Source organism: Romboutsia sp. 1001713B170131_170501_G6 (genome assembly GCF_015668195.1).
Classification (GTDB): Bacteria; Bacillota; Clostridia; order Peptostreptococcales; family Peptostreptococcaceae; genus Romboutsia_C.
Genome location: NZ_JADPFC010000001.1, coordinates 673,100 through 689,007, shown reverse-complemented (window position 1 = coordinate 689,007; position 15,908 = coordinate 673,100). Strand labels below are relative to the sequence as shown.

At 25.4% G+C, this 15,908-nt stretch carries 12 protein-coding genes; 3 read left to right on the top strand and 9 right to left on the bottom strand.

Annotated features, from left to right (window positions below):
- Positions 1–3 precede the first annotated feature (3 nt).
- On the bottom strand, positions 4–2,580 hold the full coding sequence (locus tag I4U89_RS03455) for an ABC transporter permease (protein WP_195938355.1): 2,577 nt from the start codon (positions 2,578–2,580) through the stop codon (positions 4–6).
- A 210-nt stretch (positions 2,581–2,790) separates the two neighbouring features.
- On the opposite strand from I4U89_RS03455, the gene I4U89_RS03450 reads away from it, so the two are divergent.
- A complete protein-coding gene (locus tag I4U89_RS03450; RefSeq protein ID WP_195938353.1) occupies positions 2,791–3,726 on the top strand; it encodes a sensor histidine kinase in 936 nt (311 codons plus the stop codon).
- 13 nt (positions 3,727–3,739) lie between these two features.
- Positions 3,740–4,477 carry a LytR/AlgR family response regulator transcription factor gene (locus I4U89_RS03445; protein ID WP_195938351.1) on the top strand — a complete coding sequence of 246 codons (738 nt, stop codon included), beginning with the start codon at positions 3,740–3,742 and terminating at the stop codon, positions 4,475–4,477.
- A gap of 164 nt (positions 4,478–4,641) precedes the next feature.
- Here I4U89_RS03445 and I4U89_RS03440 read toward each other — a convergent pair whose 3' ends face one another.
- From I4U89_RS03440 to I4U89_RS03410, 7 genes are all read right to left on the bottom strand, one after another.
- Positions 4,642–5,640 (bottom strand): FUSC family protein, encoded by a 999-nt coding sequence (locus I4U89_RS03440; protein ID WP_195938349.1) that lies wholly within the window; start codon positions 5,638–5,640, stop codon positions 4,642–4,644.
- A 249-nt stretch (positions 5,641–5,889) separates the two neighbouring features.
- Positions 5,890–7,050 (bottom strand): SpoIIE family protein phosphatase, encoded by a 1,161-nt coding sequence (locus I4U89_RS03435; RefSeq protein WP_195938347.1) that lies wholly within the window; start codon positions 7,048–7,050, stop codon positions 5,890–5,892.
- Positions 7,050–8,762 (bottom strand): [Fe-Fe] hydrogenase large subunit C-terminal domain-containing protein, encoded by a 1,713-nt coding sequence (locus I4U89_RS03430; RefSeq protein WP_195938345.1) that lies wholly within the window; start codon positions 8,760–8,762, stop codon positions 7,050–7,052. Before I4U89_RS03430 ends, I4U89_RS03435 begins: the two co-directional genes overlap by 1 nt.
- A 25-nt stretch (positions 8,763–8,787) precedes the next feature.
- Complete coding sequence (locus I4U89_RS03425; protein ID WP_195938343.1) at positions 8,788–9,027, bottom strand: (2Fe-2S) ferredoxin domain-containing protein; 240 nt, start codon at positions 9,025–9,027, stop codon at positions 8,788–8,790.
- Positions 9,028–9,130: 103 nt separating this feature from the next.
- A complete protein-coding gene (locus I4U89_RS03420) occupies positions 9,131–10,249 on the bottom strand; it encodes a hypothetical protein (protein WP_195938341.1) in 1,119 nt (372 codons plus the stop codon).
- 9 nt (positions 10,250–10,258) lie between these two features.
- Positions 10,259–11,713 carry a HAMP domain-containing sensor histidine kinase gene (locus I4U89_RS03415; RefSeq protein WP_195938339.1) on the bottom strand — a complete coding sequence of 485 codons (1,455 nt, stop codon included), beginning with the start codon at positions 11,711–11,713 and terminating at the stop codon, positions 10,259–10,261.
- Between the two features lie 2 nt (positions 11,714–11,715).
- Positions 11,716–12,408, bottom strand: a complete 693-nt coding sequence (locus I4U89_RS03410; protein ID WP_195938337.1) for a response regulator transcription factor — start codon at positions 12,406–12,408, stop codon at positions 11,716–11,718.
- A 313-nt stretch (positions 12,409–12,721) separates the two neighbouring features.
- On the opposite strand from I4U89_RS03410, the gene asnB reads away from it, so the two are divergent.
- Complete coding sequence (asnB, locus tag I4U89_RS03405) at positions 12,722–14,548, top strand: asparagine synthase (glutamine-hydrolyzing) (protein ID WP_195938335.1); 1,827 nt, start codon at positions 12,722–12,724, stop codon at positions 14,546–14,548.
- 182 nt (positions 14,549–14,730) lie between these two features.
- Here asnB and I4U89_RS03400 read toward each other — a convergent pair whose 3' ends face one another.
- Positions 14,731–15,741 carry a metallophosphoesterase gene (locus I4U89_RS03400; protein ID WP_195938333.1) on the bottom strand — a complete coding sequence of 337 codons (1,011 nt, stop codon included), beginning with the start codon at positions 15,739–15,741 and terminating at the stop codon, positions 14,731–14,733.
- Between the last annotated feature and the right edge of the window lie 167 nt (positions 15,742–15,908).

Sequence of the window (15,908 nt, the reverse complement as noted above, 5' to 3'; positions counted from 1 at the left end):
CCTCTATTCTATAATATTTATAGCATCTACTATATTAGTTTCTTTTATTTTTCTTGCTGGTAAATATGTAGCAAGTAATCCTATTACTATATTAACTGCTATTATAAGTAGATAAAGTTTATAGTCAATAGCAAACTCTATGCCTATAATTTCAAATCCAAGTCTTTTATACATTCTGATTTGAAGTAGTATACCTAACACTATTACTATAGCACTTGAGAATAAACCATAAAGTAGTCCTTCGTATACTATCATGTTTTTAAAGTCTTTATCACTTATTCCAACTGCTCTTAACATTCCAAATTCGCTAGTTCTTGATGTTAGGTTATAACTTACGTTGTTTATTATATTAAACATACTTATTACAAATATAACAGCTACTATACCATAGTTATATATTAAGAATTTTTCATTCATCTTAGCATTATCTTCTTTATCTTTAATCATATCTATAGTAGTAGTTCCTGGCACTTTACTACCTATTTTACCTAATTGTTTATTTATAGATTCATGGTCTGCTCCATCTTTTATTGTTGCATATACTAAATCATAATTATCTAAATTAGTTATATTTTTAAATTGATTATCACTAATTATAACGTCTACTCCATTTTCTGAACTATACATACTATCATCTGCATAAGGATAATCAACTATTGCTCCTACTTTAAATTCATATTCATCATAATCATAGTTGTCTTTACCTTGCCAATATTTTTGTGTATCTATTTTACCTTTTGGATATTTTACTTTTACAGTATCTCCTACTTTTATATCAACTATTGGTTTTCCATAAGTACTATCTCCTACATCATAATAATCCTTGTAATCTTTATAAGGTTCATAAGCATGTGGAATATATACTACTGCTAAATTTTCTTTTTTCATTTTTTCTTTATTTATCTCACCACTTACTATGTGATTATTTAATTCATCTAGCATTTCATCATTATAGCCTTTTAATTTTTGTTTTAATAGATATCCATTATTTTCTTTATCTTCTATTAAAAGTCCATCTAATACCTTTCCTACATATCCTCCCTTAGCTTGACTTTCATAAAATTTCATATTTAAAATATCATCTTTTTTAACTGGCATTCTACTATTTAATATTTTAGCGGTTTGAACTTTATCAATACCATTTATATTTTTTATGTCTTTTATATCTTCATCTTTTAAACCATTTTCTTCATCAATACTTCCATTGACACTTAGCATAAAATCTCCTTGCCAATATAATTTTTTGTAATTATTTTCATTTCTTTCCTTGCTTCCCGTTAAGCTATAATCAGTTTTTATAATCATTATCCCACCTATACTCATAGAAAACATAATCATTATAAATGCTTTTTTATTTCTAAATATATTTTTTAAAGATATATTTTTAGTAGGTGATATATTCTTGCTTAACCTTGATATTATAAAATTACTTCTCTTTATTTTATCTTTATTAAAGTTTCTTCTTATAGCTTCAATTGGTGATATTTTTCTTATCTTTATATAAGTTAATATACTTATAACAAACATTACTAAAATTATACATATTATAGATAGTAAAATAACTTGCGTAGGTATAACAAATGGAGTTTCTTTTACTGGTCCTTCAAACTCTATATTCCCTGCAAACTTATTAAATAACTGTGCTCCACCCATTCCAAGTATTATGCCTATAGGAATTGATACTATGCTTAATGTTAAAAGTTCATATAGCATAAGTAAAAATACTTTTAAATTAGTAGCTCCTATTGCTCTTAATACTCCATACTCTCTTATTCTTTGATATATTGATGTAGTATATATACTGTATATTACAAGTCCTGCAAATAAGCTAAGCACTATTGATGTATTTTTGCTTTCTGAATCTAGTCTTCCATTATTTCTTGCAGAATCTACAAGCATAGAGTTTATCCCAGCTTGTTTTTCTTTATCTATTTTAGCTTCTTTTATTATATTTGATATGTTTTTACTTATATCACTATTTTCATTAAATTCTACATGAGCTGTAAAGTTATTAAGTTTATTTTCATCTAAACCTAAAAACATTTCACACCTTCCAACACTTTTATCTTTATATCTATCTTTAAGTATTCCAACTACCTTAAATGTTTCAGGCTTTTCTTTTTTATATAATTTAAAAGTTATTTCTTGATTTAGTTTAGCCTCAAGGCCCATACTATTTAAAATCCACTCTTCTACTACTACTTCATTATTCCCCTTTGGAAATCTTCCTTTTAAAAGTTCAGTATCGCTATTTAAATAATTTTTATCTGAATAAAGTATATTTATAGGTAGTTTTTCACCAACATCACTTGATGCATAATAAGATGTTATTCCTATATCTTTTATGTCTTTTCCATTTTTAACAGTTTTAAGCTGTTCTTTATTTATATCTTTAAAATATACATGATACTTTCCACTTTCTCTTTTTAATCTATCCAAGTCTGCTTGTTGTGCACTTCTTGATAATGTTCCAACTCCTACTATTAATGCACTAGCAAGTACTACACTAAGTACTATAGCCAATGACCTTGATTTGTAGCTTTTTATATATTTAAAAACCATCTCCAAATCATTCCTCACACTTACCACTTCCTTCCTTTTAATTAATTTGATTATAGCTTCTTTAAAAAAATGTAGCAAACTGCACTTTTTCAAGTTTTTAATGGTTTTGTGTACAAATTTATGTATCTATATTCAAGTTTAAAGCCTTTATTTGTAGATTTCCACTTTTTACATATTTTTTTATAAATGTTATAATTTAATTAAAGAATATAAAATTTAGGGGGAATTATGAATAGTATTTATATCTTACCTGTATATATACTTCTTTTGTTTATAGGTACTAGCCTTTTATTTAATAGATATGAATTTTATAGAAAACTTTCTTTAACTAAAAAGTCTTTTCTGTCATTTTTTATATCATTTATAACCTTTTTATTATTTAATAGATTATACAAATATATCTTATTTGAGATTATAAATGATTATTTTTTAAGGGGTATTTTTAAAATTTCATTATCTTTAGTTTTAATAATTATTTGTATATATATAGGAAATAAGTTTATCAAGTTAATAGACGATAATATTATTAAAGAAAAAAATCTAAATACTTCAAATAATAAAATAGAGCATAACGATAACATTATTGCTAAACTTAGAAGTCAAAAACATGATTATCTAAAACATCTTCAAGTAGTATACTCTTTATTAAATACTGGGCTTACTAATGATGCTAAAGAATATATAACAAATATATCTAATAGTTTTAGAAGTAAAAATTCAAGATATGGCAAAGTATCTTACCTTGATGCTATAGCATCATTAAAATACGAAGAATGCCTTATGAAAAATATAACTTTTGATGTTTATATACAAGATTTTATAGACAATCTGATTATAGAACCTAATGAAATGAGCTCTGTACTTCTTAATATAATAGATAATGCAATTGATTCATTATCTACAATATCTAAAGATAATAAATACATCAAGCTATTTGTCTATGAAGATGAATTTCAATATGTTATATCTATAAAAAATAACGGTCCTAAAATATATAATACTGATGCAATATTTTTAGAAGGCTTTTCTACTAAAAATGGACAAGATAGGGGATATGGTCTTTATTTAGTCAAAAATATACTAGATAAATATGGATATTATATATTTGCAAATAGTGATGATTTCTTAACAGAATTTACTATATTAATACCTAAATATAATTAAATAGGAGATTTTTATGATAAAAGTTTTAATATGTGATGATGATAAAGCCATAAGAGATGATATAGAAAAAATTTTAAAAGAATCTGGATATGTTGATTATATAAAAAAAGTTAAAAATGGAGTCGAAGCTATAGAATTTGTTAAATCCGAAAAAATAGATTTGCTTATAATTGATATCGATATGCCTTATAAAAATGGAATTGATACTGCTAAAGAAATAACTTCTGTCGACAAAGATATTCATATAATATTTGTTACTGGTTTTTCAGATTATAGCTTAGAAAGTTTTAAGGTTCATCCTGTTGATTTTATAGTCAAACCATTTACCAGTGATAAAATAATCGATTCTGTAAATATAGCTATTGATCATATAAATTCTCATAAGTTAGCTAAAACAAATTTTATAGATGATACCTTATTTGTTTATAAAATAAGAAAGCAAATACATATGCTAAATTTCGATGATATAGTTATGTTTGAAAAGAACTCTAGAGCTATAAACTTATATACTAAAGACCATGATATTATAAAATTTTACGAAAACTTTGATGATTTAGAAAAAAGAATACCTCCGAATTTTTTCAAATCACATAAAAGTTACATAGTTAATCTAAAATTAATACATAAAGTTATTCCTACTAGTAAGTCTTCTTTAGAAATAAGGTTTATTAATTTTCAAGAGAGTGCAACTTTAAGTAAATCCTTAGAAAAAGACTTTTTATACAGATTTTATAGAACTAAAAGATTTTAAATACAAAAGAAGGTATAAAAATTATTTTATACCTTCTTTTTATTTAAACACATTTTTTACTCAAATCTTTCATAAAATATAAAATTTATAATTTAATTCCAATTAAAATCCTATATTTAGATTAAACTTTTCTATCTATAGTATTGATTTTTAATTTAATTATATTATTCAAATATAGCTGATTGCTCTTTCTCTTTTATTTTAGATATAACTTCTTCACCTTTACTTATAATATATACAACACATATTCCTATAGCTAAAAATCCAATTCTTAGTACTATAGATGTTGGTGTATTAAATATAAACATAGATGCTACTAAAGCATTTATAGCTACGAAAAACATTTTTATTTTATATTCGTATATGAATGTATATATATACCCTAAGCTAAGTGTTACGAAAGTAAAGTATTTTTGAGGCACTAACACTTTAAATAATATAACAAAGGCTATAGCTCCTAATATTGTACTTATAAGTCTTTCTTTCATACGTTGTTTTGAATCTTCATGTTGTGGCTGAGTTAATGACATTACTGCTATAGTAATCCACATAGCCTTTTGAGTATTTAAAACGCTTCCTATAAATATTGCTATACTTATACCTATTGCCATTTTTACTGAAAATCTAAATCTTTCACTAGAAAAATCTATATTTTCTTTACATAAATCTTCCTTTATAGATTTTTTTGATATTTGTTTTTTATTATGGCTTATATAAAGTGTTAAAGCCATTATAATTCCACCTATAAAAGATGATATTACCCTCATAATAGCTTGTGTTTCATCAATAGGCGTTCCATCTAAGAATACATAAAGTAAAATAAATGGTAAAAATACTTTTGTTTGTAAATTTTCTGATGTTATATAGATTACTATAAATACTGATATAAGGTTTATTAATATAGCAAGTAATATTCCAACTTGACTAGTTAAATATGTAACTATTCCTATAAAAGTAAATAATCCTATAGTTATAAATACAGATTGTTTAACATTGTACCCTAAATCTATATCTTTAAACATTAATGCACCTGTTATTACTGTTACCCCTGTTAGGGTGTTTTCCGTTCCAAATAAGAAAGAGAACATATTTACAAATGCTATTATGATAATAAGTAAAATTAACTTATTAATCATTAATCTTTTAGTGATATTTGTTTCCAAATTCATCCCCCATTTCATATTTTTTAAGGTTATTGTACCGATATAAACATTTAATCAGTAATTATTTTTTAAATTAAAATTATAATTGCTTTTCTTATAATCAAGGAGTAATTATACTACTATAAAACTTTAATTTCAAGTACGTAAATTTTTATAAAATTTTTAATAACCAATACTTATGTTATATGCACTTATATTATGAAATGTTAAAATACTTGTATAATAAACTAAAGGCACATAAATGTGCCTTTAGTAAAATTTTATATCAACTATTTTCCCCAAAGCTATTAGCTCTTTTTTAAGTGCATTCATAAGATATAGCTTTATACTTAATTCATTTGGAAAGTCAGGATTTTGGTGAGCTGGATTTATTGCCCTTCCAACTATTAAAGTTATATGTGTGCAATCTTCATAAAGCATTCTAGCCAATTTTGATGCACCATCTTCCTTATATAAAAAATTTAAATTAGTTTCATATTTTATTCTTTTAAGATTTTTTAGTGTTTCCTTAATAGTTAATACACCTTCTGTTACCAAATCAATCCCCTTTATATAACCTATAGGTGGTATATTTTTATCAAAAATATCAAAACTAGTTTTAAGTTCTACACCTAGTTCTCTTGCTACTATATTTGCCGTAGTACCACCACATACTATCTTTTTGCCATGAGTCTTCATTATAGTATCTACTATTTTACTATCTATAGCACTATCTATTGGAGGACCTGAAAATAATACTGCATTTTTACGCCTTATAGCCTTTATAGTGGCTACGGTTGTGTCATCTCCTGGCTTTTGCATATATAGTTGATCGCAAGCCCCTAATAATAAATCCGTTACTTGTTTAGCCGACATAGATTTGTTTATATTTTTCTTTAAGTATTCATCTACATTTTCCCACTGCCACCCTAAATTTAGGATAGTTCCAACTCCAGCATGTATGACTCCATCACTAACAAATACTAAAGTATCTTTTTCATGAACTTTAAACTGGCTTTCTTTTACCTTGCGTCCATCTATATCAATAGTACTCCATTCTATTTTTTTTATTTCTCTATCACTTAGAAAAAATATACTTGGATTGTCAAATTCTGCAATATAAGCAATATTATCTTTTGCTATTTTTACTATTGTAAAAGTTGAATATGCCAAATTCCGCTCTGAACATACTGGTAAGGTTTTTACTATTGTATCTACTACTTCTTCTATTTTAACTCCTTCTTTTAACATAGTTATAGCTATCTTAGAGGTTAAAGTTGCTAGTATATTTGCTTTTACTCCACTTCCAAGCCCATCTGATAGTACTGCTATAAACATCTCTTCATCATTATAAAACTCAACTTTATCGCCACATAGTTCTTCACCATGTTTGTTTAAGCTACTACTAGCGAAATCTATAAAAAAATCCATTATAAATTCTCCTCTTCTTTTATAAGTTGTTTAAGATTTGTTAGTGTAACCTTAGTTTGGGCTGTCGTTTCTCCAAGAAGGCTTGCTATTTCTTGTGCTACTATCATTTGTTTGTCTATAACATCTTGAGCCATATTAACAGCATCTATTTTCATACTTTTTATTTTATTTTTAAGTTTTTCATCTTCTGTTATATCATCTCCTATCCAAAGTAGTACTTGATTTTTATCTAACCATATTATACTTTGAATTATAGTTGAGTTACTTTCTTTTAGTATTATCCTTTCTTTATATATATTTTTCTTACTTGTTTTTACATTTTTAAATTTTTCTTCTTCTAAAAACATTCCTATAGGAATATTCTTAGCTTTATTGCTAGACATATTAAAAAAATGTTCTGCTGCTGGATTTAATCTAGTTATTTCTAACTCTTTATTTACTATAGCTATCATATTTGGTGTTATCTCAAATATAGTACTAGTTAAATTTTCTGCTTTTTCCCTCATAAATGGTAAACACATATTTATTTCAGCCATATTATTATATACTGCTATTGCTTTTTCTTTACAAGAATGATACCCACATCCACCGCAGTTTAGTTCATCACTTTTATCGTATTTTCCCATGTCTTTTAGTATTTCTTTAAGTTCATTTTCACTTGGTTGTTTTAATTTATAATCTTTTGATGGAAATTCTTTATAAAGCGATATATTTATATTTTTATTTTGTAATGTATCACTTTCAATTGTTAAGCTCTTATTTTCATCTAAGTATTTTGAAAACTCTTTTATATTTTCTTTTCTTTCATAAACACTATTATTATCCTCAGGCATACCAGATCCACCAATACAGCCATGTCTACAAGCAGTCATTTCAAATAAAGTATTTTTAAATTTTCCTTTTTTTATTTCATCTAAAACATCTATACACTCTCTAACCCCATCCACTTGTATAATAGTTCTTCTTGGCTTTTGACTTTTTATTTTATCTGTTATACTTCCTATTATAGGTAACATCCTTTTTTCTTTTTCTATATACTTAAATTCTCCATCCTCTAGACTTTCTAAATCTATATTTTCCTCTTTAAACCACCTATCTAATTCTTCAAAAGTTATAACAGAGTTTATAGATTTTTCATCGTGTGCATCAGTTTTTTTAGATAAGCATGGGCCTATAAAAACCACTTTAGAATCTGGATATTTTTCTTTTAGTATTCTTCCATGTAGTATTGATGGTGATGTTACAGGTATTATATTTTTAGTTAATTCAGGATAGTGTTTTTGGATTAGATTATTTATAGATGGGCAAAAGCTTGTTATATACACATCATCATTTTCTTTATTTGCATATTTTATGTATTCATCTAATACTAGATCAGTAACCTCTACAGCTTCTTTTACATAATTAAATCCTAACTTTTTAAGTGCTGTTGGAATTTTTAAGCTATTTTTACCATATATTGCACTAAAGCTTGGTGCAAGTGATGCAACTACAGTTTTCCCCATTTTATTGTAGTGTTTTATCATAGATACTTCTGATTTTATAAGCTTGGCATTTTGTGGACAAGCCTTAAAACATTTACCACATATTATACATCTTTCCTTTATAATATGTGCTTGTTCTTCTTTTACTTTTATAGCATGTACAAAGCAAGTTCTTATACATGCATAGCAATTTTTACAATTTGCTTTAGAAAAGCTCATAAACCACATAGTATATTCCCCCTGATAGTTAATTTTATATCTTAAACTCACGCTCAAATATATATTTTGCATTTTCTTTATCAACAGAAAATACTACTCCGTCCCATCTCATAACTGATACTGCTTCTTTACAATTTCCTAAACAAAAAGATGCACATAATTCTATCTCTTGTTCTAAATTTTTTTCCTTTATTAGTTTTTTAAATATCTCTATAACTTCATATGATCCTTTTAAGTGACAAGCACTTCCTATACATATTTTTATAGATTTCATATTATCTTCCCCTTAAGCTTTCTTTATAATATAATTTTAGTTAACTATGTAGCTTATTTCTATAAAATTTATTAATTTTTATTAAATTTATTTTTAGTTTTATTTATATATCATAAATATATAATCTTAAATTTTGTAGTTTATCTCTAACTAAATAAGCAAGTTGATTTTCATTATTTATACTTATAGAACCTATCCTCGTTAACCCACTTATCTTTCCTACCTTACTTAATTTAGTATTTTCACTTCTATTTTTAACATCATATATTCCTATTTCCACCTCATAGTTGTTATTTGTAGTTATTATTACAAGTTTATTTCTATTCTTATTTAAGTAAACTGATTCTACATTTTTTATATCTAGTTCTTCAGATTTATCTTTAGAATTTATGTATATTCTATTTATTCCATCTCTATGTTCTAAAGTTAATATACTTCCATTATTGAATACTTCCATATCTATAATATTATTACGATTTATTTTAATAGTTGATTTATTCATTTTAAAATCATATTCTAGCAAAATACTTTTTGTATGATTATCTTTCAATAGCTTTTCCATAAACATATATAACTTTGTTCCATCACTAGAAAATTCTGCTTTATGTATAAACTCGTCATCTTTAAATTTATATATTTCCCTTTTAGTTCCATTTATTATATCATAATAAATTAAACTATTATCTATAGTATATATAAATCCACTACTATCTAAAACCCAGCTTAATATTGTAATAGGCCTACTTTCTAGTATCTCAGAACTATTTTCTTTTAAGTTTAATATACTGGTTACTGGCTTATTTTTATAATCTTGTATGCATAAAACTACTTCTCCATTTGGAGATATACTTCTATAACCATAGTACATAACTTTTCCAGTACTACTGCTATTTATTAATTTTTTCTCCTTACTTTTAATATCTATAGATACTATATCAGTTTTGCCTTTTTCTGATTCAAATAGTAATATATTATTATCTAAAATTTTCATGGATAATACATTTTTACTTAAAGATATTACTGAATTAAGCTTTATAGGTTCATCTTTTTTTTTTAATTTATTCTCATTATATATATATTCACTAGAACTTAAATTTACATTTTTAGTATATTCCTTATCTTTATTTATACCATAGTATATTATCATAGAAAGTATACCTACAATACAAAACAAAACTATTAAATTACTTTTCTCTTTTTTAAAGATATCAAATTTTTTCATGTCTCCTCCTTAACTTATTGTAGGCAATTTAACTAAAACCGTAGTTCCTTTGTTTACTTCGCTTTGTATTTCAATAGTACCGTTATAGCTTTCAACTATAGATTTTACAATAGCAAGACCTAGACCTGTACTCCCAATTTCTCTAGTATCACTTTTAGATACTCGATAAAATGGCGATAATATATTTTCTAATTCACTCTCACAAATTCCTTCACCACTATCGGCTACTTTTATGTTTATGTATCCATCATAAACCTCTGCTTTTACATATATTGTCGTATTTATTTTTCCATATTTAATAGCATTATCTAATAAATTTATTAATATTTCTTTTATCTTATCTTCATTTCCAATTATATTTAAATTTTCCTTAACATCTACATCTATTTTCATATGGTATTTTTGAGATTTGTGTATCATGTCCTCGCAAATACTTATTATTATTTTTGATACATTTATTTTTTTAAGTTCATAGTCAAAATCTTTTTTAGAATTTCTAGATATTTCTATCAATTGAACTATCATCCTATTTAATCTGTTAGCCTCTGATATAATTCTATCTATACCTTTGTTGAAAAATTTTTCATCCGTAAACTGATTATCCTTTAATACTTCACTATATCCTATTATAGTAGTCATTGGTGTTTTAAGTTCATGGGTTACATTGTCAAAAAATCTTTTTTGTTTTTTTGATAACTCAATTAAATCATCTCTATCTTTTTCTATTATCTTGATTTGATGTTTTATTTTTTTTGCCATTGTTTCAAAATCTAAGCTTAAACGACCTAATTCATCATCTGAATTAATATCTATATCTATATCAAAATTACCACTTGCTATCTCTTTAGTTTTATTGGCTAAAGTTATTATAGGTTTTGTTATCTTTTTAGATATAATATGAGCTATTAATATACTTATAAAAAATACGCCTATAGAAAAATATGCTATCTTTTCTATAAAAGATTTACTTTGATCATATAAGTATGTGTAATCACTTTTATACCTTATAATTCCTATTAACTTATCATCATGTAATATGGGATATGATGAATACACATTAGTTTTAGAATTACTATGCTTTATAGTATAAGATACTTTTTGATCTATAGCTTCATCTAAATCTTGCGTTTTCTCTAATTTTTGAGAATTTTTGATTCTTGGATATACTAGCTTACCTTGACTATCATATATATATACCATACTTTCTAGCCTGTAGCTTAAATCTTTTGATATATTACTAGAAGCCGCTCTAAAAGATATATTATTAAGATTTAATCCATTAAATTCAAAATACTCTTTTAGATATAAATCAATACTTTTAGATTTTTCTTTTATCTCTTTATCAATTATAAATTCATTGTTATTTTTGAGTACTGAATTGCTATATGTTACTATGGAATATATTACAAAAAATATTATTCCTAAGAAAAATAGCATTATTTTATTAGTTATGGATTTTTTCATATTTACCTACTCTTATCACTTAGTTTATATCCTGTTCCTATTACAGTTTCGATACAGTTATATTCTTTTAATTTTTTTCTAAGCCTTTGAACATGTGTATCTACTGTTCTTGTTTCACATTCAAAGTTTATTCCCCATATATTTTCTAAAAGCTGATTTCTCGTTAATACTTTATTTTTATTGTTTATAAAATAAAGCAGTAACTCATATTCTTTACTAGTTAAATGAATTGCTTCATCTTTATTATTTTTCACTCTCATTTCGCTTTTATTTATTTCTAATCCATTTTGTAGCTTTATTTTATCCTCTTCACTTTTAATAGATTTTGATAGTAAAGCTATTCTCCTAAATATTGACTTTACCCTTGCTATAACCTCTCTTACATTAAATGGCTTTGTTATATAATCATCAGCACCTAATTCTATCCCTAGTATTTTATCTATTGTATCTGATTTTGCCGTTAACATTATAATAGGTGTTGAATATGTAGTTGTAACTTTTTTACATATATCTAATCCACTTATATCTGGAAGCATTAAATCTAGCATTATTAAATCTGGATTAAAGCTTTCTATAAGCTCAAAAGCCTTTTTCCCATTTCCTGCCACTTCCGTTTTGTATCCTTCTTTTTCCAGAGAATATGCCAGTAAATCTGATATATTTTCTTCGTCTTCAACTATTAATATTTTTTCCATAGATACTTCACTTCTTTCTTTTAAATAATTCTACCTACCTATTATATATTTAACTATAAACTATTTATATATTATGTATGTTACATGAATGAAACAATTTTGTAACATTAATAGGATTTATGGTTATATTTTCTATATTATATATATCTTACTATATTTTAAATACTTATTTTTATCTTAAATGATAAATTTTGACACAAAATTGATACATCATTGACACATCATTGCTATATAAATTTTGTAAAATTTATAATAGATTAAAAAGATATAAAAAATTAATTTAATATAGATAATAATTAGAGGTGTAAGGTTTATGTGCGGATTTGTAGGATTTATTGATAGAAATTCAAATAAAGAAGATATATTAAATAATATGCTAGAAGCTATTGTTCACAGGGGTCCTGATGAAATGGGAACTTTTATTAACGAAGATATAGCCCTTGGATTTAGAAGACTTAGCATAATTGGAGTTGATAATGGGTTACAACCTTTATATAATGAAGATAATAGTTTAGTGTTAGTATTTAATGGTGAAATTTATAATTATAAGGAATTACGTGATGAGCTAATTGAAAAAGGTCATATATTTAAAACTCAAACAGATAGTGAAGTTTTAATACATGCATATGAAGAGTTTGGAAAATATATGGTTAAAAAACTAAGAGGTATGTTTGCTTTTTGTATATGGGATAAAAAAGCTAAAACCCTTTTTGCTGCAAGGGACCATTTTGGTATAAAGCCTTTTTACTACTCTAGGATTGATAATGATAAATTATTATTTGGTTCAGAAATTAAAAGTTTTTTAGCTTATAAAGATTTCAAAAAAGAAGTCAATAAAGAAGCTCTAAAACCTTATTTAACTTTCCAATACTCAGTACTTGATGAAACTTTCTTTAAAGGGGTTTATAAATTAAAACCAGGACATTATATGATTTATAAAAGTGGTAAATTAAAAATAAGAAAGTACTTTGATGTAGAATTTAAAAATGAAGAAATTTCACTTGATGAAAGTATTAAAAGAATAGAAAATGTTGTGGCTGAATCTGTTGATATTCATAAAAACAGTGAAGTGCCTGTTGGTAGCTTTTTATCTGGTGGTGTTGATTCTAGTTATATAACTGCATCTTTAATGCCTGCTAAAACTTTCTCTGTTGGATTTAAAGAAGACAATTTTAATGAGTCTGGCTTAGCTAAAGATCTATCCGATATGTTAGAAATTAAAAATGTACAAAAGCTACTAACTTCTGAAGAATGTTTTGAAAACTTATCAGCTATTATGTATCATATGGATGAACCTCAGTCAAATCCATCATGCATACCACTATACTTCTTATCCAAACTTGCTAGAGAACATGTTACTGTTGTATTATCTGGTGAAGGTGCTGATGAAATTTTTGGAGGCTATGAATGGTATGATGATGATGATAGATTAAAAAAATATAAAAAACTTCCTTCTTTCATAAGAAAGCCATTAGCAATGACTGCAAAAAAACTACCTTATTTTAAAGGTAGAACAACAATAATTAGAGGTGGTTCTAAAGTTGAAGATTACTTTATAGGACAAGCCTTCATATTTGAAGAAAAAGAGGCTAATTCTATATTAAAGCCAAACTATAAAAATGCTCCTTCTATAAAGGATATAACTAAACCTATATATGATAAAGTATCTCATATGGATGACTTAACTAAAAAACAATATCTTGACTTAAAATTATGGTTAGCAGGAGATATATTACTTAAAGCTGATAAAATGAGTATGGCTCACTCTCTAGAACTAAGAGTTCCATTTTTAGATGTTGAAGTTATGAAGGTAGGAGAAACTATCCCTCCAAAATATAGAGTCAATAATGGTATTACAAAACTTGCCTTAAGAGAAGCTGCTAAAAATAAGCTTCCTGATGCTTGGGCTAAAAGAGAGAAAAAAGGATTCCCTGTACCTATAAGACATTGGTTTAAAGAGGAAAGATACTATAATATAATAAAGGAAAGCTTTACAAGTGATTATGCTAATGAATTTTTTGATACTGACGAAATAGTCAAGCTTTTAGGTGACCACTTTAATGGCAAAACTAATAATGCTCGTAAAATATATACTATATATACTTTCTTAGTTTGGTATAAAAGATTTTTTATAGACTAAATATAAGAAATTGAAAATATAAATAATTTAAAAGAAGTGAATTATTATAATAGTTCACTTCTTTTAATATTTTAATTACAATACAGTTTTTCTTATTATGTAAATTGAATATATTTTTACTTTATATGAAATTTAGTTTATTAAAATAAGCAATACTTAACCTTATTAATCCAACTTATTTTTTATTTGAAAGATATAACTTCACTACTTTTCTCTATTACTTTCCAACCATCTTTTACTTTCTCTAATTGGAGCTTGGAATGAGCTATTGCCTCTGAATGTTTTCCACCTTGAGTTACTATTACTTCTTTACCATCTTTGTTAGTGTATTTATGTTCATCTATTGTTTTATGAGTATGACCTGCAAATATAACATCTATATCACTAGTTTCTCTTGCTAATTCTTTTATTTTATTTCCTGGATTTTTAGGTTTTTTAGGTTCTTCCCCACTATGAACTACACTTATTACTATATCAGCACCATCTTCTTTCATTTTAGGTACCCATTTTTTAGCATCTTCTACTAAATCATTCATATATAGCTCACCCTTGTATCCATCTTGGTCTTTTAATTCTCTTGATTTTGCAGGTACTGATTTTTCACCATCCCAATCCATAGATTCTCCTACTTCTTTTATAGTAAGCCCTAATATTCCTATTTTTAAGTCTCCATATTTTGTATTAATAGTTTTTATAATATATGGCTTTACATAGTTTTCATGATTACTTTTATATGTATTTGCAGATAATATTTCCATATTATTTTCTTTAAAATCATTTATTAATGTATCTAAACGATCTTTATTATTAGACACAAACTCATGGTTTCCAAGAATCACAGCATCATATTTTAATCTTCCCATATCAGTTACTATTGGGGCAACCCCTTCTATTTCACTATCTTTAAATCGTAGAATAGGAAATCCATTTTCATTAACTATTACACTATTTTTTCTAAACCATTCGTTCATTTCTGGAGTTTGCATATCAAAAAAATCTCCACTATCTACTAATATTAGATTTTCATCCTTTTTTCTTTCTTCACTTACATAGTTTTCTAAATCCTTACTTACTATACCATGTAAATCTGTTGTTCCAAGTACATTTACCTCAATTTTTTCCTTTTTCCCAAATCCTATGCTAGTTAGTGCTAATACTCCTGCTACTACTCCTAATATAAGTCTTTTTTTCATAACATCCCCCTCATTATGTTTTCTAATCAGAGTATAGCATAAATATTTATATATTTACTATGCTTATGTTAATAATATAAATTTCTTAATAATTTTGTAATAATTAATACGTTGGTTTATAAATTCTTAATAAATCTATAATTTATTGTTAAAATATGTTTTTTAGT

Bases quoted from the DNA above. Each gene is read 5' to 3' on its own strand.
- I4U89_RS03435 (WP_195938347.1), bottom strand. From the start codon at position 7,050: ATGGATTTTTTTATAGATTTCGCTAGTAGTAGCTTAAACAAACATGGT.
- I4U89_RS03420 (WP_195938341.1), bottom strand. From the start codon at position 10,249: ATGAAAAAATTTGATATCTTTAAAAAAGAGAAAAGTAATTTAATAGTT.
- I4U89_RS03400 (WP_195938333.1), bottom strand. From the start codon at position 15,741: ATGAAAAAAAGACTTATATTAGGAGTAGTAGCAGGAGTATTAGCACTA.
- asnB (WP_195938335.1), top strand. From the start codon at position 12,722: ATGTGCGGATTTGTAGGATTTATTGATAGAAATTCAAATAAAGAAGAT.
- I4U89_RS03450 (WP_195938353.1), top strand. From the start codon at position 2,791: ATGAATAGTATTTATATCTTACCTGTATATATACTTCTTTTGTTTATA.
- I4U89_RS03445 (WP_195938351.1), top strand. From the start codon at position 3,740: ATGATAAAAGTTTTAATATGTGATGATGATAAAGCCATAAGAGATGAT.
- I4U89_RS03415 (WP_195938339.1), bottom strand. From the start codon at position 11,713: ATGAAAAAATCCATAACTAATAAAATAATGCTATTTTTCTTAGGAATA.
- I4U89_RS03425 (WP_195938343.1), bottom strand. From the start codon at position 9,027: ATGAAATCTATAAAAATATGTATAGGAAGTGCTTGTCACTTAAAAGGA.
- I4U89_RS03410 (WP_195938337.1), bottom strand. From the start codon at position 12,408: ATGGAAAAAATATTAATAGTTGAAGACGAAGAAAATATATCAGATTTA.
- I4U89_RS03430 (WP_195938345.1), bottom strand. From the start codon at position 8,762: ATGTGGTTTATGAGCTTTTCTAAAGCAAATTGTAAAAATTGCTATGCA.